Source organism: Burkholderia pyrrocinia, assembly GCF_018417535.1.
Classification (GTDB): domain Bacteria; phylum Pseudomonadota; class Gammaproteobacteria; order Burkholderiales; family Burkholderiaceae; genus Burkholderia; species Burkholderia pyrrocinia_E.
Window position 1 is genome coordinate 418,754 of sequence record NZ_CP070978.1, and the last position, 25,487, is coordinate 444,240.

Annotated in this window: 13 protein-coding genes and 1 pseudogene; 3 read left to right on the top strand and 11 right to left on the bottom strand. The window is 68.7% G+C overall.

The window, feature by feature from the left end:
* Positions 1-5: 5 nt before the first annotated feature.
* From JYG32_RS20035 to JYG32_RS20065, 7 genes are all read right to left on the bottom strand, one after another.
* Positions 6-1,055, bottom strand: coding sequence for an LLM class flavin-dependent oxidoreductase (locus JYG32_RS20035; RefSeq protein ID WP_213266678.1), 1,050 nt, complete (start codon positions 1,053-1,055; stop codon positions 6-8).
* A gap of 53 nt (positions 1,056-1,108) precedes the next feature.
* Positions 1,109-2,050 carry an ABC transporter substrate-binding protein gene (locus tag JYG32_RS20040; protein ID WP_213266679.1) on the bottom strand — a complete coding sequence of 314 codons (942 nt, stop codon included), beginning with the start codon at positions 2,048-2,050 and terminating at the stop codon, positions 1,109-1,111.
* 54 nt (positions 2,051-2,104) lie between these two features.
* Complete coding sequence (locus JYG32_RS20045; protein WP_213266680.1) at positions 2,105-2,665, bottom strand: GNAT family N-acetyltransferase; 561 nt, start codon at positions 2,663-2,665, stop codon at positions 2,105-2,107.
* 318 nt (positions 2,666-2,983) lie between these two features.
* Positions 2,984-3,193: a type II toxin-antitoxin system MqsA family antitoxin gene (locus JYG32_RS20050; protein WP_174383190.1), complete on the bottom strand. Its 210-nt coding sequence runs from the start codon at positions 3,191-3,193 to the stop codon at positions 2,984-2,986.
* A 31-nt stretch (positions 3,194-3,224) separates the two neighbouring features.
* Positions 3,225-4,259, bottom strand: coding sequence for a succinylglutamate desuccinylase/aspartoacylase family protein (locus JYG32_RS20055; RefSeq protein WP_213266681.1), 1,035 nt, complete (start codon positions 4,257-4,259; stop codon positions 3,225-3,227).
* A 262-nt stretch (positions 4,260-4,521) separates the two neighbouring features.
* Positions 4,522-4,797 carry a hypothetical protein gene (locus tag JYG32_RS20060; protein ID WP_174383192.1) on the bottom strand — a complete coding sequence of 92 codons (276 nt, stop codon included), beginning with the start codon at positions 4,795-4,797 and terminating at the stop codon, positions 4,522-4,524.
* A 260-nt stretch (positions 4,798-5,057) separates the two neighbouring features.
* On the bottom strand, positions 5,058-6,608 hold the full coding sequence (locus JYG32_RS20065) for a sensor domain-containing diguanylate cyclase (RefSeq protein ID WP_213266682.1): 1,551 nt from the start codon (positions 6,606-6,608) through the stop codon (positions 5,058-5,060).
* A gap of 349 nt (positions 6,609-6,957) precedes the next feature.
* On the opposite strand from JYG32_RS20065, the pseudogene JYG32_RS20070 reads away from it, so the two are divergent.
* Together JYG32_RS20070 and JYG32_RS20075 are read left to right on the top strand one after the other, a co-directional pair.
* Positions 6,958-7,293, top strand: a pseudogene (locus JYG32_RS20070) (c-type cytochrome); the annotation flags it as partial.
* Between the two features lie 469 nt (positions 7,294-7,762).
* Positions 7,763-8,236, top strand: coding sequence for a hypothetical protein (locus tag JYG32_RS20075; RefSeq protein ID WP_213266683.1), 474 nt, complete (start codon positions 7,763-7,765; stop codon positions 8,234-8,236).
* A 135-nt stretch (positions 8,237-8,371) separates the two neighbouring features.
* Here the strand turns inward: JYG32_RS20075 and pal are convergent, their stop codons facing one another.
* From pal to JYG32_RS20090, 3 genes are all read right to left on the bottom strand, one after another.
* Positions 8,372-8,863 (bottom strand): peptidoglycan-associated lipoprotein Pal, encoded by a 492-nt coding sequence (gene pal, locus JYG32_RS20080; protein WP_174383196.1) that lies wholly within the window; start codon positions 8,861-8,863, stop codon positions 8,372-8,374.
* 402 nt (positions 8,864-9,265) lie between these two features.
* Entirely contained in the window at positions 9,266-10,477 is a 1,212-nt protein-coding gene (locus JYG32_RS20085; RefSeq protein WP_249744825.1) for a porin, read from the bottom strand.
* Positions 10,478-10,773: 296 nt separating this feature from the next.
* Positions 10,774-11,352, bottom strand: a complete 579-nt coding sequence (locus tag JYG32_RS20090) for a hypothetical protein (protein ID WP_213266684.1) — start codon at positions 11,350-11,352, stop codon at positions 10,774-10,776.
* A 360-nt stretch (positions 11,353-11,712) separates the two neighbouring features.
* On the opposite strand from JYG32_RS20090, the gene JYG32_RS39465 reads away from it, so the two are divergent.
* A complete protein-coding gene (locus JYG32_RS39465; protein WP_213266685.1) occupies positions 11,713-24,030 on the top strand; it encodes an LWXIA domain-containing protein in 12,318 nt (4,105 codons plus the stop codon).
* 286 nt (positions 24,031-24,316) lie between these two features.
* Here JYG32_RS39465 and JYG32_RS20100 read toward each other — a convergent pair whose 3' ends face one another.
* Positions 24,317-25,159, bottom strand: coding sequence for a formate/nitrite transporter family protein (locus JYG32_RS20100; RefSeq protein ID WP_213266686.1), 843 nt, complete (start codon positions 25,157-25,159; stop codon positions 24,317-24,319).
* Between the last annotated feature and the right edge of the window lie 328 nt (positions 25,160-25,487).

Here is a 25,487-nt window from a genome sequence, read left to right on the forward strand (position 1 = left end):
GAGCGTCACGCGTTCTGGTCAGGGGAGAGGGAGCGGTCGGCGGCGAGGGCCGCATGCGGTGGTGTTGCCGACAGCGCGCCGCCGAGCCATTCGACCGACGCGAGCCGCGCCGCGTAGTCGCTCACCGGCGAGTCGATCACGAAGGCGTCGACGTCGAGCCGCCGGCTCAGCGCATCGAGCGCGCGGTGCACGCGCTCGGGCGTATCGGCCAGCACGGTCGGGCGCAACTCGTCGATCCGGTAGTCGGACGCGCCGCTTTGCCGCGCGAATTCGGCGGCCGCCTGCGCGCTGGCGAGGTTGAAGCTCTGGCCGCCCGCGAACTGCAGCTTGAAGATCTTCAGCGGCCCGATCAGTTGCTCGGCCTCGTTGCGCGTCGGTGCGGCCACCGCGTACAGCGCGACCAGCGGCCGCGTGCCGCCCGCGCTGCGGTACGCGTCGAGCGAGCGCTCGAGATTCGCGTCGTCGCCGTTGAAATGCCCCGCGTAGCAGAAGCGCCAGCCGTGGCGGGCGGCGAGCGCGCCGCTGTCCGGCGAGCCGCCGAGCAGGATGCGTTCGGGCGGCTGCGGCGGCACCGGCATCGCGACCGCGCCGGCGAGCGGATGATCTTCGGCGACGCCCCAGCCGAGAAACGCGTCGAGCTCCGCGAGCTGGCCCGCGAAGTCGGGCTTGCGCGTCTTGTCGTGGAACCACTGCAGCGCGCGCGTGGTCAGCGGCAGCCCGCCGGGCGCCTTGCCGATGCCGAGATCGACGCGGCCCGGCGCGAGCGCGGCCAGCAGCTTGAACGACTCGGCGACCTTGAACGGGCTGTAGTGCTGCAGCATCACGCCGCCCGAACCGACGCGGATGCGCGACGTGTGCGCGAGCAGGTGCGCGACGACGAGCTCCGGCGCCGAACTCGCGAAGCCCGGCGTGCCGTGATGCTCGGCGACCCAGAAGCGCTCGTAGCCGAGCTGTTCGGCGCGCTGCGCGAGCGTCGTGGTGAAGCGCAGCGCGTCGGCGGCGTTCGCGCCGTCGGCGATCGGACTCTTGTCCAGCAACGAAAGCGAATAAGACATGGTGAGCGGCATTCCTGCGTGAGACGTGGATGAACGGGGAGCGGGCGCGGCACTCAGCTCTTCGGCAGCCCCGGCGGATTCGTGCGCGACTGGTCGATCGCTTCTGACGCGAGGTTCCAGCGGTCGAGCACCTGCCGGTAGCGGCCGGTCTTGATCAGCCCGTTCAGCGCGACGGTCAGCGGATCGGCGAGCCCGCTGCCGCGGCGCGTCGCGATCGCGATGTCGGCCGTGCGCGGCCAGCCGCCGCTGATCGCACCGACGAGCCGCGTCTTGCCCTGCTGCGCGCTCTGGTACGCGAGCACCGAGTTCACGCTGAACACGGCATCGGCGCGGCCCGACTGCACGGCGACGATACGCATCGCCTGATCGTCGTAGTACTGGATCTGCACGGGCTTCAGCCCGTGCGCGACGTTCTCGCGGTCCCACGCGAGCAGGATCTTTTCCTGGTTGGTGCCGGCGTCGGTCACGACGCGCAGCCCCGCGACGTCCTTCGGCTCGCGGATCGCCTGGATCTTGCTGTCGTTGCGCACGTAGAAGCCGACCAGATCGTGGCGGTACGACGAGAAATCGAACTTCTGCTTGCGTTCCTCGGTGACGGTCACGTTCGAGATCACGGCGTCGACTTTCCCCGATTCGAGCGCGAGCGGCCAGTCGGCCCACGCGAGCGCGACGATCTTCAGCTTGCGGCCGAGGCTGTCGGACACGAGCTGGCCGACGTCGGCGTCGAAGCCGATCACCGTGCGCGCGTCGGTCGCATACGAGCTGATCGGCGGCAGGCTCGGCGCGATGCCGATGGTCAGCGTGCCGGGCTCGGCGAACTTGAACGACGCGGGCACCGCGCGTTCGACGGCCGCATCGACTGTGCCGCGCGGGCGGCCGCGCTGCTCGGGGCTCAGGTCGAACGTCGCGGCGGCCGCGGCGAACGCGGTCAGGCCGATCAGCGCGGCGGCCAGCGTGCGGACGGCACGGGAGGAAAGCGGTACGGCTCGTTGCATGAAAACGTCCTGTCGTGGAAAGCGGAATCGGGGAAATGCGGGGCTGTCGCGCAGTCAGCGCGGCAACACCGGTTCGGGCACGGGCGCCCACAGGTCGGCGAGCGTCGACGTGCGCGCCGGATCGGCGAGATCCTTGCCGAACGGCAGGTGGAAGTACGCCTCGGGGTCGATCGACGAATCGAACAGCCGCGTATAGCCGGTGCGGTCGTACAGTGCCCACGCTTCGGGCTGGCGAAAGCCGGTGGTCAGGTAGAGGCGGCGGTAGCCCTGCCGCGCGGCGCGCAGTTCGAGCGCGTCGACGATCAGCCGCGCGAGGCCCTGACGGCGCAGGTCCGTGCGCGTCCAGATGCGTTTGAGCTCGGCGGTCTGCGCGTCGTAGCGCTTGAACGCGCCGCCGCCGATCGTTTCGCCGTCGCGCAGCAGCAGCACGAAGGCGCCTTCGGGCGGCGCGAACAGTTCGGCCGGGTAGCGCGCGAGTTCGTCGCGCGCGGACGCGCGGCTGTCGGGGCGGTACGCGTTGTAACGGGTCGAATACTCGTCGATCAGCGCGTCGATCAGCGGTTGCGCGCGGACGTCGAGCGGCGTCGTGTCGATGAGGCGGTCGTTCGTGGCCATGGGCATCGCGAAGGGCGCGCGATGCGGACGTTCCTGTCGGGGCTCGGGCACGCGGCCCGTCCGGTCTGTTCCGTTATCGCGGCGCGGTTGTCGTGATGACGGCGGCCGGTGTGCATCCTGCGATGCATGTGGCGGGCCGCCGCCGTTTTGAACACGTTAGCGGCGCGGCCGGCAAAGGCGAACGAAGCAATTGCGATAAGGATTTCGCGGCGGGCGTCAGAAGGCTTGCAGCGGGAGTGGGGTGGGGTCAGCCGAATGGGGCGCTCCTCCGTGCAGAAGCGCTCGTTTGATGCATGTTGGGCGACGGATAACGCGCGGCTACGTCACCCGACCTTGTATCTGTGTTGCGAACCGTGTCATCGCTTCGCCGAGGCGGCCTGCATTTTCGAGGTTCAGCACGGATTCCCCGCATGCAGGGCAGAAGTCGCCGGTGATGCGAGGGATGACGGTGGAGTGACCTTGGCAGGTGTATGGAAGGTCACGTGTGTCACGGATCAGTTGCGCGGCACCGCAGGCAGGACATTTCATGTTCGTGGTTTCCTCAGCGATACGATTCGACTCATTGGCCGATGCTCGGCGCCGCCGACAACTCCGCCAGCTGAAACAGGCAATCGCCGCGCCTTACCTGCGCGGGCACGCGCTTGCACACCACTTCGCCGTCGCCCTTGAACCGGTGCAGCATCGGCTCGCGCAACGGCGTATCGGGGAAATGCACCCACGCGGCCGGCTGTCCGGCCTTCACCTGGTCGCCGAGTTCGACGAGCGGTTCATACAGCCCGCGCTCGTACGCATAGACGAAATGGCGGTCGCCGTCGACGCGCATGAAGCGCGTGACGGTCGGCGGCGCGTCGGGCACGAGCGCGCCGCGCAGCAGGCCGATATAGCCGAGGTAGTGCAGCAGCCCGTGGCGGCCGAGCCGGATCAGCGACGGATCGGCCATGCCCGCGCCGCCGAGTTCGGTCACGATCGAGATCGCGCCTTGCCGGCGCGCGGCCGATGCCGAATGCACGGGGTTCGGCGCGTGCAGCAGCGCATTCGGCAAGCCGAACGCGACCAGCAGCCCGTTGAGCTTCGCGGCTTCGTCGGCGTCGAGCGGATCGATCGCGAGCATGTTGCCGCCGTGGTACAGCAGCGAGCTGCCGCCCGAATGCAGGTCGACCAGATACTGCGCACGCGACAGCAGCACATGCTCGATGTAGTGGGCAATCATCTGCGTCGGCGTGCCGGTCGGCTCGCCCGGAAAGCTGCGGTTCAGGTTGCCCTCGTCGAGCGGCGACACGCGCAGGCCCGCGTCCGCCGCGGGGAAATTCGCCATCGGCAGCAGGATCAGTTGTCCGCTGACCATCTCGGGCTCGATCTCGCGCATCAACTGCGACACGATGATCTGGCCTTCGTATTCGTCGCCGTGGTTGCCGGCCATCACGAGCGCGATCGGGCCGTCGCCGTTGCGGATCGACGCGATCGGGATCGGCAGCCAGCCGTACGCCGAGCGGTGCACGGAATGCGGCAGCCGCAGGTAGCCCGCGTGCTTGCCTTGCGCGTCGAGATCGATTTCGCAGTGGATGGGGTTTCGCTGTGAGGACGGGGCGGTCATGGCGGCATCGTTCGATGAACGGAATCTGCCATCTTATCGGGAAACGGCCGCCGCGCGGCGCGCGGGGAGCGCGCAACGCCGAACGCCGTCAACCGCCAACCGGCACGCGCGTGGATGCGCATGATCGAGCCGGCTTGCCGACACGCGAAACCGCGCGCGATGTTGCAGCGGTGAACGCATGCCGGCGCGCGGGCCGGCTGCATGCGTGCAGCCGGTTTCGCGCCGATCCCTTGTCGCGACAGGGTCGGCGCGTGCGGCCGGCTCAGCGGCCCGATGTTTCAGCTTCGATACGACCTTCTTCCCACAGTGCCCAGAAACGGCTGCCGGCGCGATACGGATTCGCACGCCGCGCGCTGTAATCGGTAACGCCCTGGCGAAACGCGCCGTACAGCGTCAGCGGCGGATTGTCGACGCACGCGGCTTCACGCGCGGCCGGCATGCGGCGCTCGGAAACGAGCCGCCGGATCAGCGATGCGCCGTCGATCACGGCCTGTTCGTCGATCGTTTCGTTGCGGCTGAGGACTTCGACGGTATTCATGCTGGGTCTCCCTGACAACCTGTTTCCCTGTCAGGGAGCAATAAGAATGCCAGCCTTGAAAAGCCTTGCGCTGCATCGATCGTGCAGGCTTCTGCGGTCAATGTGACGGGTGGCGAACGCCGATGTTACGGAACACGTCACGTGACACGCGCGTGTGCGGCGCCACGTGCGAACACGCAAAGCGTTTCGGAATTGAATCGTCGGGAGGATGCGGCCGGCGGTGGAAACGCGGATTCGCGACCGGAGCGCGCGCCGTCGGGTCAGCTCGCGGTGACCGGTGCCACGCGGCGGCTGCCGTTCGAATAGAAGCGGTAGATGCCCTTGCCGGCCGACTTCGCGTCGTACAGCGCGCTGTCGGCCCGGCGGATCAGTTCGTCGGGGGAGCCGTGCCCGTCGTCGAGTGCGATGCCGATGCTGATCCCGAGGCTGACGATCTTGCCGATCGACAGCGTATACGGTGCCGAGATCTGCCGGATGATCCGCGCGGCGAGGAGCGAGCATGCTTGCATCGTCGTGTCGTCGATCGCGACGACGAACTCATCGCCGCCGATGCGCGCCGCAAGCTCGCCGGGCGGCAGCGTCTTGCCAAGCCGCTCGGCGACCTGCATGAGCACCTCGTCGCCGGCCTGGTGGCCGAAGCGGTCGTTGATCGCCTTGAAGCCGTCGAGGTCGAGATACATGACGGCGAGCGCAGGGTTCGGCAGGCGCGGCCGGCGCGCGAGCATCCGCTTGAGCCCGGCATGCAGTTCGTGGCGGTTCGGCAAACCGGTCAGCGCGTCGTGCCGCGCGAGATGCCGGATGTGCTGCTCGGTCTGGCGGCGCGCTGTGACGTCCTCGACGATGATCACCGCGTTGCCGTCGGGCACGCGGTGGCGCGTCAGTTCGAGCTGGCGGCCGTCGGCGAGCACGATCTCGAACGGCTCCGGTTCGTCGCGGTTCAACCAGCCGTCGCACTGCGCGACGAGCCCGGCGCCGCCGGCATCGGTCACCGCATTCGCGCCGAGCGCCGCGACGACGTCGGGCAGCGGCGTGTCGAGCATGATCTCGCGCGGCGAGCCGAACAGTTGCGCGGTGCGCCGGTTCGCGACGGTCACGCGGCTGTCGCCGTCGATCATGCACAGGCCGTGTGGCATATAGGTGAGGGCGGCGTCGAAGCGTGCGACGAGTTCGGCGTTGCGCTGGCGCGCAGCGATCAGCGCGACGAGCACGCGGTAGTGGCGCTGGACGACGGTGCGCATGGCCGCGAGATAGATCGCGAGCGGCGGCAGCAGCAGCCACGCGCCCGACCGGTGGGCCAGCAGCGCACCGACGCCGATCGGCAGCACGCCGAGCGTGACCTGCGTCATCGCGAGCCGCGGCAACGCCGAATTGCGCGACGCGATTCCGCCGAACACGCCGCCCGCGACCATCACCGACAGCGTGCCGAGTTCGACGTCGGTCGCTTGCACGCAGCCCATCACGCCGAGGCCGAGCACGAAGCACGCCGCGAGCGACACGGGCGCATAGTGCATCGCCCAGTATTCGGCGCGATCGTCGCCGGCGTCGCGGCGCACCGTGTAGGCACGCGCGATCGCGAGCCGGGCGGCGAGCAGGCTGATGTCGGCGATGAGCCACACGAGACACCAGAGTTGCTGCAGCCGGATCAGCGCGACGGCCGCGACGAAGCCGCTCGCGAGCCCGGACATCGCCATCGGGCGAATATCCTCGAACAGCGTGACGAGCATCGACGGACGCAGCGCCGCCGTGACACGGTGGTTGCCGGAGGGGGGAGTGGCGAGAACGGAGTTCAGGAGAGATGCCCTGACTGCCATGGTCGTTGACCTCGACACGATATTGCGATGGCTGGCGGCGCCCGCACGGCACATGGCGGAAGCACCGGCAAGCCGGATGCGCACGACATTACCATGAAACACAGGCGGCGCGGGGGCCCGGGCGCATCGCCGGTGGCAGTCCGCCAGCACCGGACATCGCGCCGGCCGCCAGTCGTCAACCACGCCTGCAAAAGGCTTGCGCATTCGACGGCGCCGCGGCAGCATCGTTGCGAACGGAACGATGTGCGGCGGCCGACCGGAGACCGGCCGCGATGCGTGGGGCGCGCTTGCCCGTCGGTTGCTGTCGATGCAGGGCAAAGCCGATGCGACGGCATGCAAACGCAAGCAGACGGCCGACGCCGCACAGCTCGCGGCCGGCCGCTCGGTGTATCTCGCAGTGTGCGCGAGCTGTCACGGCTTCAACGGCGAAGGCAAGCCGCACGTTGCGGTGCCGATGAACGGCAACTCGACGGTGCGCCAGGGCGATCCGCGCAACCTGCTGGTCGCGATGCTCGACGGCATCGACGAGCAGAAGTTTGCCGGCTTCGAAAACCTGCAGCCGATGCCGGGTTTCGCGCACACGCTGAGCGACGACGAACTCGCCCAGCTCGCGAACTACCTGCGCGCGACGTGGGGCGGCCAGCCCGCGAGCGTCACGCCGGCCGACGTGAAGGCCATGCGTTAAGTCCAAGTCGTGCCGCAGGGCGGGGCGTCGCGCGCGATGCAGCCGGTTTCCGGTGATCGCGCGCGATGCGTCGCCCGACTTTTTGCGGCGGTGCTTCAGTAGCCGCCACCTCCGCCACCGCCACCGCCTCCGCTGCCTCCCGAACCGCCGCCGTACCGGCTCATGCCCGGTCCTTGCGAAGTGCCGCTGCCCGACTGCGTACATCCCGCCGACAGGACAAGCACCAGTGCCGCGATCAGCGCCGCGGCCAACGTTGCCGATTTCATTGCGATCTCCTTGCAGCGCGCAGGCCGCAGGACAGGCCGGTTCGCGTGAACCGCGCGTCTGCGCGATGAAGAAACGGATCGGGCGGACCGCTTATTCCATGCTTTTTGCGTATCGTCGCGCACGATGGGGCCGGATCGGATCCGCCGCGCGGCGCCTTGGTACACTCCGGCACGCCGCCATTCCGATTCCGAATACGAAAACCATGAGTGCCACCCTCGAGCGCCCGCCGCGCGAACCGTCGCATCCGTCCCGTCCCATCGTGCTCGGCTGCATGTCGTTTGCCGTGGGCGGCCCGCTGGTCGCGGCGCTCGTCTGGCCGCTCGTGATGCTGATCGCGTGGTCGTTGATCGACGGCCCGTCATGGCACGTGCTGAAAGTCAGCGCCAGCATGGTGCCGATGATCTTCTTCGCGTCGTTCCTGTTCGGTTATTTCCTGCCCGCGACGGTCGCTGGCGGCATCATGGGCGCGATCGGCACGCGCATCCGGCGGCGCTGGTTCGTGTTGCTGGGAATGATCGTGGGCGGCGGTGCGATGACCGGTTACGTGCTGCTCTGCGCGTATCTGATGAATGCCGACAAGGTCGGCGACATCAACGCGATCGCCACGCTCGATGCGATCGTGACGTCGGCCGTGATGTCGCACTGGCTGCATCGTCGGCTCGGACGCCGGCGTTGAGCGCGCCGCGCCGCGCATCGGGTGCGTGACCGATGGCGCGGATGAACCCGACGCGCCGAATGGCACCGCTCGACCGCGGCCAGCGGCCCGCCATGCTTTCCTTTGCGAGGATGCCGCCGTCGCGGCGGCGTCCGGTCAACGATAGACGAGATCGGCGCGGCGGTTCTGCGCCCACGAATCCTCGTCGTGGCCGAGCGCGACCGGCTTTTCCTTGCCGAGGCTGACCGCTTCGAGTTGCGTGCCCGGCACGCCGAGCGTTTCAAGTGCGCTGAACACGGCTTGCGAACGGCGTTGGCCGAGCGCGAGGTTGTATTCGGACGTGCCGCGTTCGTCGGTGTTGCCCTGGATCAGCACACGCCGCGACGGATGGCTGCGCAGGTAGTCGGCATGCGCCTGCAGCAGCGACTGGTATTCGGGCTTCACGGTGTACGCGTCGAAATCGAAATAGATGCTGCGCTTCGCGAGCGGGCTGTTCGGATTGTTGAGATCGTCGGCGGTCACCGTTGCGACGGCTTCGCTCGAGGGCGTCGGCGCCATGCCGGCATTCTCGGGGGTTTTCGCCGCGTGATGGCAACCGGCCAGCAGTGCAAGGGCTGCCAGGACCGCAAATCGGTTCGTTTTGCTCATTGTTCCTCTCCAGCGGTTGACTGCATTGAAAGCGTGGTGCGTGCGATCTGCACGTCCGTATCCGGCCGCAACGGCGCGAAAGGTCCGGCTTCGTCGACGTGATGCATGTTCGTAAGCCGGTGGTGCGCCATATGAAAGCGTATTGCGACCGGAACGCCGAATCACGGCGTCGCTGCAAATAGATTAGGAAAAATGTCAAAACGTGACCAGTTTCTCCGCATTTCTTTGCGCAGACACGACAGTCCGGGAGGCATTCTTGCTCCCGCCGGCGGCGCGCGGCACGCGATGCCACCGCGAACAGGCCGCGCACGGGCGCGGCCTGTTCAGCGCGGGTCACGACGATCGGGCGGGGCTTGAAACGCGTGCCGTACGCAGTCGACACAGCGGCGAAGCGCCGCGTCGTCAGAACTTGTGCCGCAGTCCCAGTGCGACGACAACCTGGTTGCTGCTCGCCGAAGGCGTCAGCGTCCAGACGGTCGCGTTGAACGCGGGATTGCCGTTGCCGCCGCTCACGCTCTGGTAGACGCCTTCGAGATACGCGTCCGTGCGCTTCGACAGTGCATAGTCGGCTTGCGCGACGACCTGGTTCCATTTCGGGCGCGTCTGGCCCGTGCGCGTGTCGAAGCGGCCCATCGTGTACGTGTATGCGGCGGCGACGCTCAATGCACGCGTGACGAAGTAGCGCCCGTCGACCGTGAAGTTGTCGAACACGAGCGATTCGCCCTTCAGCGGCGCGATATTGCCGCCCTGGAGCACGCCCGTCACGCCGTCGGTGGTCGAGTGCGACCAGGCGGCGCCGATCGAATGCGGCCCGAATGCATAACGGCCGGCCGCGGCCCAGATCTGCTGGTTGCCGCCGGTGATCGTCGCCGAACCGTCGACCGTGCTCAGCGCGCCGTCCGGGTTCGGCGAATTGCGGTCGCGGCTGATTTTCAGGTAACCGGCGCCGAGCTTCAGCGGCCCGTTCGCATACGACAGCCCCGCGCTCCATGCCGCGTTGTTGGCGAACTGGCCGGCCGCGTTCGAGAAACCGAACATCGCGCCGAACGTCAGCCCGCGGTACGTCGGGCTCGTGTATTTCACCGCGTTGTTGATGCGCAGGTTGCGGTTCGAATCGTCGTTGTCGTATGGATGGACCGCGAGGTTGCCGCCCCAGCCGGGCCCGGACGCGCCGAGCGGCGTCACGAAGTCGAGGATCAGGTCGTACTGGCGGCCGAACGTCAGCGTGCCGGCCGTCTTCGAGCTCACGCCGATCCACGCCTGGCGGCCGAACAGGTCGACGCCTTTCTGCGACAGCTTGCCGGTGGTGCCCGAGAAGCCGTTTTCGAGCGTGAAGACCGCGGCCATGCCGCCACCGAGATCTTCGCGGCCGCGCAGCCCCCAGCGCGACGCGTTCAGCGCGCCGCTCGTCATCGCGACGCTGCCGCTGCCGGGCGAGCCGGCGCCCTGCGTGCGCTGGTTGGTCGAGTAGGTGATCGACGTGTCGATCAGGCCGTACAGCGTCACGCTGCTCTGTGCGTGCGCGACGCCCGGCACGAAGCCGGTCAGGCATGCGGCAACGACGGTCCCCGCGACGCGCGCGCTGGCATGCTTGTTCATCTGGTAGGAATGCATAGGAGTTTTTATCGTTTGCCCGGCACGGCGGCCGGCGGGTCGCGTCGGCGTGCCGGCCGACGGATCGAGCGGCCATTATTGGAGATCGTGCGACGGTCGATTAAGGCGTTGCACAGGAAAGGTCCTCTGCGGAATCGAGCAGAATCGCGGCGCGTCGGTGTCGGCGTCGGGGATTCAGTCGGGAGCGGGGAGCGTGTGGCGCAGGAGGGCGTGCGTCGCGGCGTCGGCGACGCTTTTCAGTTTCAGTGCGGTACCGAGCGGTTCAAGCCGTCGGCGCGCGATCGACGGTCGAACGATTAACGGCGAGCAATCGGCAGCGCAGTTTCGACGCCGCGGCTTCGATACGCGGCACGAACGGCGATCGCTTTGGCTTCGATTGCTTCCGGCGACGGGCAGGGTCTCAGGCGAACGACGACGCGCGGCAACGCAGCAAGCTGATTGCGCAAGCGCACGATCGATGGGCAGCAACGGAATGCCGACACCGCCGCATCGGGCCCCGACGCGGCTTCGGCAAGCTCGGCCGACCACCCGGCACCGCGATGGCGCCTGACGTCGTCGAGGTGCGGCAGGTAGCGTGCGTCGCCCGACAACGCGATCAGCAGCGCAGCCCAGTGCGCGCCGCGCCATCCGTGGTTCAGGTCGTGAGTCAGGTCGGCGAGCAGCGCGTCGTCCAGCACGGACAGGCTTTGCTGGCAAAGGTAGTGGAAGTCGAGCGGCTGGTAGCGGACCTGCGGGTAGTCGCGCAGCACATGCCCGAGCTCGACGCCGGTATCGACGGCGGCAGCGAGGAATCGTTCGGCCGGCGCAGGGCGGTTCAGCAGCAGCGTGGGCACGTTCAGGAACAGCCGGCTGAGGTCATCGGGGTGGTAGTGCATCGCGAAGGTCGCTTTCGATGGCGTGTTGTCGTTTGTCGTTCAAGCCACCCGGAAACGGCGAAGAACGTCAAGGCAGTGCCGCGACCGCCGCGGTTTTAGCCTGACCGATGAGTATGGATGGACGGCACGGCCGGAGGCAACGGGAAAATTTACCGTTCAAGCGGCACCGGGCCGGCATCGGAAAACAACGGCCGTTGCCCGCGTCACATTCGTAGCACAGGTTTCCCGGTGCCGGCGTAACCGGGCCGGCGACTACGTAATTCGCGACTTTTTGCGCGCTATCGGTTCGGCACAATGGACCATTGCGCGTGGCGGCCTGCCGCTTGCCCGGTACGTCACGCATGCCGCGGGAGAACGCACATGGTGTTGATGGCAGTGGGAGGGGGCGGGGGTGCGCCGGTGGACGTGCCGCAGCCACAGAACGACAACAACCCGACGAACAACAACGGGACGAACAACAACGGCGCCACCGGCGCCCCTCCGGCCCAGACACCCGAACAGAAGGCCCTCGCCGCGGCGCAGGCCGAGACGCAGCGCCTGCTCCAGCTGGCGCAGGCGGAGATGGCGACGCTCAAGCGCCTGAACGACCAGGGCGCATCGCAAGCCGACCTCGACAACCAGGTCAAGAAGGCCGAAACCGCGTGGGGCGCGGTGCAGGCGGCCGTCGAGAACCAGATGCGCGTCGCCGCGGACGGCGGCGGCGACACGAACAAGGCGATCGCGGGCGTCGCATCGGATCTGCGCAACGCATCGCCGAAGGATCCGGTGCTCGGCGAAGTTCTCGACGACGCGCAGAAGGCAGTCACCGCGGAATCGGCGCCCCAGCGGGCGACCAACGAGAAAGCATTCCAGTTCGCACAGGCGGTGCAGCAGGACCAGGACGCGAATGCCGACGTGAAGCAGTACAACGCGTTGCCGGGCGGCATCCGGCGCGCCGACCCCGAGACCGGTGCGCAGTTGCGTCAGACGGCCAGCACGGCCGACGCGAACTGCGACACCGCCTACACGGCGCTGACGACCGCATTGCGGCATGAATACAGCACGTCGGCCGCGACGCTGCGCCTGAACGACGCGAAGGCCGATTACGCGGCGTGGCAGAAGGAGCCGGGCGGGTTGCGCCGCGCCGACGAGGCCGACATCACGCAGGCAATGTCGCAGGCGCAGAGCCAGTACGACAAGGTGGTGACGGGCGGCGACGACAGCGCGTTGACCTACGTGACGCCCGACGAGCAGAAACAGACCGTCGCGTCCGTGAAGCAGAACCACGACGGCATGTGGTACACCGGCCTCGTCGACGTATTCGGCGAGCAAAGCCAGCTCAAACGCACGATCGCGACGATCAATCCCGACGATCCGTCGCTGTCGCCGCAGATGAAGCAGCTCGCGCAGTCCGATCCGGTCACCTTTGCGCTGTTGCAGGACACGGGCCAGACCGTCGATCCGAACGACCCGAAGCTGTCGACGCAGGAAAAGGCGCTCGCCCGGCAGAATCCGCTCGCCGAGGCATTCGTCAAGCTGACGGGCGTCGAGGTGAACCCGGCCGACGTGAAGGATCCGACCGCGGCCAAGGCGCTGAAGGATCAGATCGACCAGCAGGGCGTATTCCAGTACGCGATGGCGCACGTCGACCAGAATTCGCCGGGTTACCAGCAGATGAAGCTGCTGCTCGCGGCGGCGCCCGACGTGCGGCTGCAGTACACGAAGCAGCAGGTCGACCAGTTGATGCAGAACCCGGGCAGCAATCCCGGCGCCGCGCTCCAGGTGCTGAAGACCAACATGGACGCATCGTTCTCGCTGGACGAGCGCCAGACGCTGTGGACCCAGGCCGGCCAGCCGCATTTCGACGCGAACTTCATCCATTCGCAGATCGATCCGCTGATGCAGAAGCCCGATTCGAAGGCGACCGACCAGGCGAGCATGCAGGCGCGTTACGACGGCAGGATGAACGCCGACAAGGCCGGCAAATGGATGCAGGACATCCTCGCCAATGCGCCGCCCGAATTCGCGGGCGTCGTGCTCGACACCGTCGAGAAGGATTTCAGCAACAAGTGGACGCAGTCGAACACGGGCACGCCGCAGCCTTACGGCGACGGCATCGACTTCTACAAGGGGCTCAGCAAGGCGGTCGGGCTGGCCGACCAGCAGCCGACCGCGAGCGGCGTGCCCGTGCAGCGCGAGAACGACGTCGCGAGCTGGCTGCTCGACGCCAACGGCAACGCGAAGACGATGATCTACACGCTGCGCGGCAGCGACGCGGGATACGGTTTCGACAGCGTGCGCCAGGCGCTTTCGTCGGGCGTCGATCCGTCGCTGTCGAAGGCGCTGCTGTCGAAGATGCAGGGCGACGACCGGTTCCGCTCGGGCTTCGCGAACGACTTCCAGCTGCGTTACCAGCAAGGCGCCGAACACGCGCAAAGCGATCGGAACACGCAAGCCGCAACGGCCAGCTACAACCTGTTCAAGGCCGATCCGGACAAGCAGCTGCAGGCGTATTTCAACGATTTCCAGAAGAACTTCGACGGCCAGTCCCGGACGTTCACGGTCGGTTCCGACCAGCTCACGAACTTCGTCGGCGCGGGGCTCGGGATGCAGCCCGACAACCCGGGCGCGGTGCCGACCGACGCGAACGACGTGCCGTCGATGGCGCTGCTCGAACAGATGATCGTCAGCAACGGACAGTTGTCGAACGGCACGGCGGTGAACGGCCAGTCGCTGTACGCGAAGAATTCGGCCGCGACGCAGATGATCCAGGCCGTCGTCGACCAGATCCGGAAAGTCGGCGGCGATCACGCGGTCGTGTCGCTGGTGCCGATCTACTACGTGTCGAAGGGGACGGGCGCCGCGCCGAGCGCGCTGTTCAAGGTGCAGGTCGAGGGGCATCCGGACCAGTACAAACTGATCGACGATCGCGGCTGGAAGTACGACACCGTCGACGACTACCAGCACAACAATGCGCTGTCCGACGACGGCAAGCTGTATGTGCCGAAGAGCCTGACGCAAGGTTCCGGATCCGGCGATTTCTCGCAATACGAACCGATCGACGCGCACAAGACGGAGTGGTACCAGCACGCCGAACACATTCTCGAGATGGGCGCGGGCATTCTCGCGGCGGCCGGCGGCGTCGTGCTGGTGGCGAGCGGCATCGGCGCGCCGGTCGGCGGCGCACTGCTCGGCGCCGCGTGGACGACGGTCGGCGTAGGGATGGCGGTCGGCGTGCCGGCCGCCATCGGCGACCTGAAGAACCTGAGCGATCACGGCCAGTCGACCGGCTTCGGCAATGCGCAGGCGCGCGGCGACTGGATCAGCCTGATCGGCAGCGGCGCCGGCTTCGCGGGTGGCGGGCTCGGCGTGGCGGCGAAGTCGCTCGCGGAAGCGTCGTCGCTGCTGCGCACGACGGGGCAGGTGTCCGACATCATCACGTTCGCATCGCGCGGCGAGGGCGTCACGGCCGAGGCCGCCGGTCTCGGCCGTTTCACGCAGGAGGCCAACGCGTTCCAGTCGCTCGCGCAGACGACCGGCCGCACGGCGGCGGTGTTCAACGTGACCGGCGGCGCGATCGGCGGTTACCAGATGCTCGACCAAGGCGTGTCGCTGGTGAAGAACTGGGACGCGATGTCCGATTCCGATCGCGCGCAGCAGTTGCTGAACCTCGGGATCGGCGTCGCGCAGATGGGCCTCGGCTCGCACACGCTGATGGAGCGGCCGATTCGCGCGATCACGAAGACGCCCGTGCCGCCGTCGACGCCGCGGCCGATCACGATCGACGTCGTGAACACGATGCTCGGCAACGGGCTGGCGAACCAGCGTCTCGCGGTGGGCGAGATCGGCAACCCGTGGCAGCACGCGGAACAACAGGCGCGCAGTTTCGGCGAACCCGCCGGCGACGGCGAGCCGGTCTCGCCGGCCGACGCGGGGCTGCGCGCGAGATTCTCCGCGTGGCTGCGGGCGCGCCGCACGCAGGGCACGCCGGAAGACGGCGACGCGATCCGGTTGCGGCTGGCGCCCGACGGCGAATCGATCGACGGCGCAGCGACGCCGGCGATTGCCCGCGCGTTGGCCGGCGATGAGGCGTCGCCGGCCGAAGCCGGTGCGCCGACAACGGCCGGGCACCCTGCGTCGTGGGAGGTTCCCGCGCATATCGCGGCCGATCCGGAGATGCTGAGCAACGTGATCGGGCCGATCCTCGAGAGCGGCAACCGTCTCGAGGACATCGAGTACTACGTGTACGCGGTGGAGGATCCCGAAGGCAATGCGCGTAACCCTGCGGAAGACGGGCTGCCCGCGACCGAAAAGGGCAACCTGCCGGACGACTTGAGCGCGGCGAAGGCGGACGAGAGGCGAGCAGCCGCGGGCGACGATGCGGCGGCACGCGCGGCGGCTGCATCCGACAAGGACGGCACGATCGGCGTGACGCGTTATGCGTCGTACCACGACGCGATGATGGTCGCGCGCGACGGGGTGGCAGCGGGCCGCTACCAGGTCGCGCTGGTCGATCGCAATGCGCTCGCCGCGGACGGCACGGTGCCGCCCGAAGCGGTCGTCGGTCGGGTCGGGCTCAACGATGCCGGCAATGCGCTGATGCTGTCGATGAACGACACGTACGATCGCACGCTGCGCGTCGTGTACCCGCGCGGGTTCGATCCGAGCAAGCCGCTGATCCGCAGCGAGAACGGCCGACGCGTCGACGTGATCAACGCGCTGTTCGGCATGAACGAAACGCAGTGGGCCGCGTATCCGCGCCGCGAGGCCGATCTCGCGGTCTATTCGAACAATCCGAGCCAGCCCGAGAACCGGCTGCCGCCCGGCGAGCGGCCGTTGATGCCGGTGCCGCCCGGCTACTTCGCCGTGTATGCACATGCGTGGGCCGATGCGTTCGCGAACCCGGCCGGCAAGGCGCTCAGCGTCGAAGGCCTGGCCGAGATGGTGCGCCAGAGCGGTTGGGACGGCAAATCGCCGGTGATCCTCTATGCGTGCGGGGCGGGCACGCGGGTGAGCCCGCTCGCGCAACTGCTCGCGAACGTGCTGGGGGTCGATGTCTACGGCGCGAGCGGCTTCGTCGCGTGGCGTTCGCCGCGCTATCGCAGCGACGGCAACCCCGACTCGGGCTATACGAGCGGCATCGTGCTGGAGCCCGGTGCGCCCGATCTCGCCGGCGTACCCGACCATTCGGTGCAGCATGCGCCGCGCACCTACCGTTTCTCGCCGGCGCTGGCGGTCATCGACCAGGGTGCGCATCCGGTCAACTGGAGCAACGTGGCGCTGCGCCCGGTGTCGAATCGCTGGGGCGGCAGCGACACGACGGGCGAAGCGCGCGTGCCTCTCGGCGTGTACGTGTGGCGCGTGCTGACGAAGCGCGGATCGATCGTCAATCCGCGCAGCGGCCGCTCGGCCAGCGCGCTCGAGATGACGCACGCGCTGGAGGAACTGGCGTGGAAAGGCTACACGCCGGGCGTGCCGGTCGCGCTGGAAGGGCCGCACAGCGGCGCCGATCCCGCGTTGCTGCAGGAATTCGCGGACCTGATCCAGGCACCGGTGTTCGGACGGCTCGGCGACAACGACGCGGCCGGGTGGCGGCGCGCGATCCCCAATCCGGGCCGCCGGCTCGCGCGCTTCCAGATCGAACCCGACGTGAACGGCAAGTTCTCGCCGGGCCGCGCGCAGCCGGTTCGCGTCAATCCGCTGGAACTGCGGCCCGTGCCGGGCTCGAGCGTCGTGAACCTGCTCGGTCACGCGACCGCGCGGCAATTCCTGAAGGTGTCGGGCTTCGACATCGCCGAATCGCACGGCACGACGCCGCGCGACGTGAGCTGGGACAGCTCGACCGCCGTCACGCAAGGCGGCAACCGGATGTCGCCGAGGGAATTCGCGCGCAAGCTGCTCGAGGATCCCGCCTATACCGAAGGCAACGGCGTGCTGCTGACGGGCTGCTATCTCGGCTCCGGCGGCTACCCGTTCGCGCAGGAACTCGCGTACGAGCTGCAGGTGCCCGTGATCGCGTCGATTGCATCCAACTCGGTGCGCGGCACCGGTGCGCTGTACCTGCATCCGAACAGCGACGACATCGTCGTGCCGGCGCACGATCCCGACGTGTCGACGCGGCTCTACCTGCATATCCCGGAGACGCCCGATGCGAGCGAACCGCCGATGGTGTTCGCGCGGCGGGGCGAGCCGGTGCCGGGCGCGGCCGCGCACGGCGACGCGCCGGTCGAACCGGTGCGCCCGATCGAAGCGCAGATCGATCCGGAAGCGGACAGCGGGCGGCGCGGCAACGCCGGCACGCCGGAGGAGGCCGGGCGGCCCGCGCCTGGTCCGACGCCGCGCGGGCCCGCGCATCCGCGTCTCGCGGCCGAACCGGACGCGGGCGAGCCGCCCGTTTATGTGCCGACCCCGCTGGTCGAGGTCGGGCCCGGGCAGATCTTCACGGCGGACGAATGGGCCGCGCGCACCGAGCAGGCTGCAGCGGACGAGGCCGACGACGGCCTGTCGGGCATCCCGCAGAAAACTTATCCGAAGAACAGCCGCGTCTATACGGATCGCAAGATCGTCAACGACGGCGTTGTCACGACGACGGTTCACGGCCAGTCGGTGCTGCAGACGGGATTCGACGACGTGACCGGCGTCGACGCGACACAGCATCCCGAATTCCTGCGCCCGGCCGATACGCTGCTGATGCCGTCCGGCGACCCGCTGCATGCGATCGGCGCGCGCGGGCTGATGTCGCCGCCCGGCCATCACGTGGTGTTCGGACACGGGATGTCGGCCGACGCGATGCTGGGCCCCGAAGGCCGGCCGCTCACGCCGGACGAGGTGGCCGAGCGCGTCGCGCCGCATCTCGAACCGGAGCAGGACGTGACGCTGTATTCGTGCTTCGGCGGTTCGAACAAGCACGATCCGTTGCGCGTCGCGCCCGGTCAGGTGCGAGCCGCGAGCACGACGTTCGCCGCCGCGCTCGCGCAGCGTCTGTCCGAGATCACGGGGCGGCCGACAACGGTCTGGGCGCCGCCGGACATCCTGCTCGTCGAGCCTGACGGTTCGACCGCCGTGCGCGGGACGCGACTGACCGGTCAGGTCGACAAGGATCGCCTGGCGATGCAGAGCTTCCGCGGCGACCCGGCGCGCGCGGGACGCCCGGCACTCCCCGCCGCGCCGGGCGCGGAGCCGTCGCCGGCCACCGCGCCCACGGCGGCCCGGCCGATGCGCGAGGCGCCGGCGCGGCCGACGGTGCCGCGCGTGCCCGATCCGACGTTTTCCGATCCCGGCTACGACTTCACCGCGATTCCGGACGCCACGTTCGAATCGGTCACGCTCGATCATCCGTTCCGCAGCGCGCTGACCGAGCGGCCGGGCGTGATCGGCGACGCCGCGCGCGTCACGCGCGCCGGCGGCACGGTGAGCCAGCACTGGCCGAGCTATTTCCTCGACGAGCCCCAGCCGACCCGCGTGATCGACGGCGTGATGCAGGCGTTCGACGAAGCCGGCCTGACGAACCTGCGCGTCGAATTCGTGACGCGCGATGGCAGCATCGTGCTCGGCAGCGGCACCGATTTCGGCGCGCTGGACCCCGAGGAAGGCTGGTTCCGGTTCAGCGGCACGGTGCCCGACGCCAAGGCGGCGGCAACGCACGCGCAGGACCGCGCGACGCCCGATGGACAGCGCGCGTTGCCGGAAGGTACGCGGGTGGTCGCGCACGACGATCTCGGGCAGGCGCTCGATGCGGCGCATGCCGGGCCGCGCAATTACGCGTACGTGCCGGCCGATGCGCTGCCGGACGAAACCGCATTCGCACAGGGCGACCTGACGGCGCAGGAACGCGTCGCGGCCAACGCGGCCGCGAACCTGGCCGCCGTCGGGGCCGCCGCGCCGGCCGACGTCGTGCTGTTGTCGGCGCTCGGCCACGATCCGGCCCGCGCGCTGCGCGTCACCACGCCCGGCGGCGAGCTGTTCAAGCCGGCCGGCGTCGACATGTATGTCGTGCGAACCCGCGACGCGGCCACCGGCGACGTGTCGTACCGGCTCGTCGGCGTCGATCGTTCCGGATTGCCGGAAGGCTATTCGGCCGTGCATGCCGGCGGAACGCGCGCGGTCGGCGCGGCCGACGGCAGCCCGACATGGCCGACGCTCGGACCGGCGGGCCCGGCCGCCGGCCGCCTCGCGGGCGCCGCCGGCGACCCGTCAGGCGCGGCGACGCCCGCCGCCGTCTCCGGTCATGCGGGTGCGCCTGCCGTACCCCAGGGCGCCGCGGTGGCCGAAACGGCCGATCCGCAGGCGCGCGCCGCCGCATGGCTCGACAGCGTCGGCCGGCGCACGCTCACGCGCGTCGACGGCCGGCGCGCACCGACGCTCGACGGGCTGGCGCGCCAGCTCGGCCCCAACGCGCACGTGCTGGTCACGAAGCATGCCGCGCAGCCCGCGAGCAATACCGAACACGCGGAGCCGGCGTTCGTCGCGGTGCTCGAAACCGACGCGAATGGCGTGCTCGGCCCGGTGCGGATGCTGGACGGCAAACGCGTGCCGCAAGCGATTCACAAGGCGCTCGAGAAAACCGGCAGCACCGGACGCAACGCACGCCGCCAGTACGATTTCTACGTGTCGCCGGTGGCACACGACGAACTGATGCAGCTCGGCGGCCCGTCGAAGATCGAGACGCCGGACGGCAAGTCGTCGTGGTCCGTGACCGCGTCGGGCCGGACGATCGATCCCGCGCTTGCCGCCGACGTGTCGAAGCTGCACGACGCACCGGGCTTCAAGCGGCCGCGCCAGGCCGTGCGCGCGGTCGAAGGGGAGCACCGCTGGATTCACGTGGTCGAGGACGAGACCGGCAAGGTGCTCGGCTACGCGCAGCGCAACACGAACCACGAATGGAAGTACTACGAGAAGGCGCCGCTCGGCGATACCGAGATTCCCGAGCAGGATCTGCGTACGGTGTTCCGGCGGCGGCGCAGGGGCGGCATTCCGGTCCTCCGCTCGCCGCGGCGCGGCATCCGGTTCGTGGTCAGCGACGTCAAGCCCGAGATCGTCGATCGCATCGGCGGTTTCCGGCCGGCGAAGGAGGCCGCTGCCGCCGACAAGAAGCCGCTCCGCTCGGCCGGCGACATGTTCCAGTCGATCGTGCCGGTCCGCAAGCCGCTGGCGCGCGCCGAGCAGGGCGGAAACGCGAACGCGGCAGCGCGGCCGCCGGTCGATCCGCATCTGTTGCCGTCGGACGAGTCCGCGCTCAACGCGGTCGACTTCAGCGGCAACGGCGTGCCGCACCTGTTGACCGCGATCCGGAACGGTTCGCTGAACGGCGAGCGTCACGTGATCTACGTGTTCAGGACGGACGGGGCGGTGGCCGAGGCGCTCGGCAATCCGCTCGGCGTGATCGCGGCGCGCAACGGCGAGATGCGCTGGTTCGACGAGATCCGGCATGCGAACAACAAGAACAAGGATGGCGTCCCGCTCGACGAAATGCCGATCGGCACCGATCGCTTCGGCGCGGACGTGCATTTCCTGCTCACGCAGTTGCGGCCGGGCGAATTCCTGAAGAGCGCGCGGCCGACGCGCGTCGCGGCGCTCGAAGCGCGTGCGAAAGCGCTTCGCGAGCAACTCGCCGACGCGCAGGCGCGCGGCCGGCATTCGGCGCCGTTCCGCGCGCTCGCGGCCCGCACGCAGCACGGCTACAACGAGGTGCTCGGCGAATTGCGGCGCTTGCGGCGCAACGGCGCCGCACCCGCGCCGCTGTCGATCGAACCGTACCAGCCCGGGTTGTCGTCGGCCACGGTCGTCGAGTTCAGCCTGCGCAACGGCGCGGCGAAGCCCGAGGACTATTTCGCGACGCACGAGCAGATCGAGGCCTTCAACAAACAGGCGCAGCGGGCCGGCAACGTGAATCTCGTGCTGAAGGGCGACCCGCAGGCCGTGATGGTCGACGCGGGCATGTGGCGGACGCTGCTCAACAAGCTGTTTATCGGGCGCGACGTGTCGACGTCGGCGTCGCGCTTCCTGCCCGTTCACGGCAAGCTGCGCCCGCACACGCGCCGCGTCGGCGCGGCGACGGTCGCCGACAAGCGGATCCGGCAATTCTTCACGCGCTCGGACCCGCAGTTGCAGGATCGGATGGTACCGACGGCGCGTTCGTTCTCGCTGAGCGACGATCCGGCGTTGATGGGCGCACTCGTCGAGCGGTACGGCGGCGTGATGCCGGTGGTTACGCTCGTGATCGATCCGCATTCGCTCGCGGCGGCGCTCGGCAAGGCGCACGATCCGGATTTCCTGCGCGCGGTGCAGGCGCTCGGCGACCAGAAGCGCGCGGTGTTCGACGGCGAGAACGGGATGATTCATCCCGCGCCCGGTTCGGACGGGAAGGCGCTCGCGCTCGACGATCTCGCGCATCTGCATCGCTGGCTCGACGAGGCGGCGCGCACGGGTTTCGCGATCCGGCTCGAGACCGCGCCGTCGCGCGCGCTCGTGTCCGGTGCCGACTACCGGTTCCAGTCGGGCACCAACGACACGTATCACGACTACGTGCGGCTCTTCACGGCGCTGGAACGCTGGTCGAATGCGCATCCCGGCACGACGGCGCCGAACGTGATGGTCACGTTCCACGGCTGGGACGCGGTGCCGGAATCGGTGCCGGGCGCGGGACACGAGAAGCTGTTGCGCGCGGTGCTCGAGCGCAAGGGGCTCGAGTGGGTGCACATGGGGCTGTCGTACGGTACGCACGGCGCCGACTTCATCGGCAACCAGGATCTCACCGGCGCGCTCGCGAAGCTGATCGTCGAAAACCGCAACCGGCCCGAGGTGATCGACCGCCTGCACGGCGCCGATGCGCTGACGCGCGTGTTCGAGCGCGTCGACCGGAAGACGCTGGCGAACCAGCATCAGCTGCTGTTCGCGGAGGTCGAGCGGATCGGCGCCGCGCACGGGATGACGCCCGCCGACGTCGCGGCGCTGCGCCAGAAACTCTACGAAGGCAACACGACCGTGTGGCTGAACCAGGCGCGCAAGGCGACGATCGAGCACGCGACGCCGCAGTGGGAGGCCGACGGCAACAAGCCGCGCAACACGACGGACGAGGGCGCGCGCACGTTCGGCGGGCGCTGGCTGGCGAAATACGGCAGCAGCGTGCCCGACCGGGTGACCACCAGCGCGCGGCCGGCCGCGGCGGACCCGCTCGACCACTGGTGTGCGGTCGTACGCGATCCCGCGCTGATCAACGACGGCACGAAGCCGATCGGCGCGAGCCGTCGGGACGCCGCCCAACTCGCTAAGGTCGATATTCCCGACGAGAAGCGCGCACAGGCGGAACTGCATGCGCTGCGGGTGCACGACGAGCCGATCGGCACCAACCGGCCGCCGCCGTCGCCGCTGCGGATGATCGGCGACGTCGGGGTGGCCTCATTGACCACCGGCGCCGGGGCCGTCGCGCTCGTCAAGGTCGGCGGGGAGTCGGTGCGCACCGCGACGAATTCCCTGTACGCGGGGCTGCGGGTCGGCCGCGTGTTCCAGGCGCTGCATCATGGTGCGGTCGCCAGCCTGAAGAACGGCGATCCGCGCGTGTTCGACCGGGTGGTCGACCGGCTCGTGCGCGGGCTGCAGACGCAACTGAAGGTGAACGGCTTCGACGTCGCGGGGCGCGGCGCGCAACTGGAGCAGATTGCGCACGAGGGCAAGGCAAAGGCTGCGCAGCTTCGTGCGCTCAACGACGACGGGCAACTGTCGTTCGACGACACGGTGACGCATACGAAGGCGATCGCCGCCGACATGCTCGCGCAGATGCAGGGCGTGGTTGGCGGGACGTCGCTGAAGCTGCTGCACCACGGCAGCCCGCGACACTCGGTCGGGCGGGTCGGCCGCGTGCTTGCGCTGGGCGGTTACGCCGGCTCGATCACGATGAACGTGGCCAAGGCGTACGCGAAAGGAGACTGGCTGGCCGGCGGGCAGGCCGTGGGCGGGATATTCAGTGCCGTCTATACCGGCATCGTTTACAAGGGCAGCCTGCGCGGCGTGAATGCCGAAAACCGCAGCCAACTGGCGCGTACCGTGAGTGCGACCGGCGATTACCTGACCTCGGCCATGAGCATCGCAAGCGGCTTCCATACTGCGATGTCGGGCGAACCGTACACTGGCACGCTGATGACGATGTCCGGCGTGCTGCTCGGCGCCGGGCGTCTGCATTCGCATTTCCCGAACGCGACGCCCTGGCTGGAGCGCTTGCCGACCGGGATCGCGCTGGCGCCGGTGGCGATCTTCGGCGTCATGCAAGGGATCAATCTGATTACCTCGGCGACGGCGTCGGACGATAAACACAAGCCGCCCGGCTCATCGACGAATCACCTGGGTTCGAACGCCGGGACACCGACGCCGGGCGCGTCGCTTGCACCGTCACCGGGTGCGACGACGGCGCCGGTTCAGCCGAACGCGTCCGCGACGCCGCCGCAACCGGCACAGCCTCCGTCGAGTTCGCCAGGCGCCACGCCGCTGACGGTGAATGTGGCCGCGGGCGATTCGTTGTGGACGATCGCCGAGCGTCACGAAGGATTGCTGCTTGCCGCCGCGCACGTGCCGGCCGACGAACAGCAGCGGATGTCGGACGGTCAGCGGATCAACGCCGCGCTCAACGAGATCCTGCAGCTCAACCGGAATCTGGCGAGCAATCCGGGCGAGATCGCTCCCGGGCAGCAGGTTATTGTCGGGTGACGGATGGTGGCGTGTGGCGGCGGCCGGGAGTTCGGGCCGCCGCCAGCTTGCGGCCAGACCGTCGAGCCAGGACATTTCGGCTTGCACCGGGCTTCATGAATTGCCGGCATGAGTCGGCGTCGGAAGCGATTCGGCAGCACGCTGTTTTGCCAAGGCCGCGACCTCGGCCCGAGTCAGACTGCGCGACCGGTGAACGGCCTCGACCGTAAGCAGGTCGCGTGGCGTCTGCCGCCCCGGTGCGCGACGACGGCACCGGGGTGGACTGTCACGGCTTGCCGCAGCGCGATCAGGCCTTGCGCGCGATAACACCCACCGGCGAAGCGGGCACGCGTTTCGGCGCGGTCTTGTAGTGCGTGCTGTATAGCGCCGCGCCGACGAACACCAGCCCGCCGACCAGGTTGCCGACTACCGTCGGGATCTCGTTCCACAGCAGATAGTCGACGATCGTGAAGTGGGCGCCGAGCATCAGGCCGGACGGGAACAGGAACATGTTCACGACCGAGTGCTCGAAGCCCATGTAGAAGAACACGAGGATCGGCATCCACATCGCGATCACCTTGCCGGGTACGGACGTCGACATCATCGCGGCGACCACGCCGGTCGACACCATCCAGTTGCACATCACGCCGCGCACGAACAGCGTGAGCATGCCGGCGGCGCCGTGCGCCGCATAACCGAGCGTGCGTGCTTCGCCGATGCCGCCGATTTTCTGACCGATCGCGTTCGGCGCTTCCGAAAAGCCGAATGTGAAGATGATCGCCATGAACAGCGCGACCGTCAGCGCGCCCGCGAAATTGCCGAAGAACACCAGTGCCCAGTTGCGGAACACGCCGCCCCAGGTTGCGCCGGGCCGGCGATCGATCACCGCGAGCGGTGCGAGCGTGAAGACGCCGGTGAGCAGGTCGAAGCCGAGCAGGTACAGCATGCAGAATCCGACCGGAAACAGCAGCGAACCGGCCAGTGCGTTGCCGGTGTTGATCGTGATGGTGACCGCGAAGGCGGCCGCGAGCGCGAGGATCGCACCCGCCATGTACGCGCGAATCAGTGTATCGCGGGTCGACATCGACAGTTTCGATTCGCCGGCGTCGACCATCCTGGTGACGAATTCGTTGGGCGTGAGGTAGGCCATGGTGTGCGCTCGTAAAGTTGGACGGGCAAAAAAAACCGCGCCAGGCACTCGCTCGACATGCGGGTGCCTGGCGCGGACGCTGTTATCCACGTGATCGGCCGCCACGGTTCGACATGGCGCGACCGTCAGGCCGCCATTAGCCTGACGAGCGTGATGTTCGCAATTTTCATACCAGTGACGGGGATATCGCGATGCAGGCGGGCTGGACGCGAAATACCGGGTGCGACGGCCGCAGCCGATCGCGGCGAATCGCACTCGCACGGTGCAATCGGCACGTCCTGCACGCGCTGCACGCGCTGCGCGCGCTGCCGCGGTGCGTGGCGCGTTC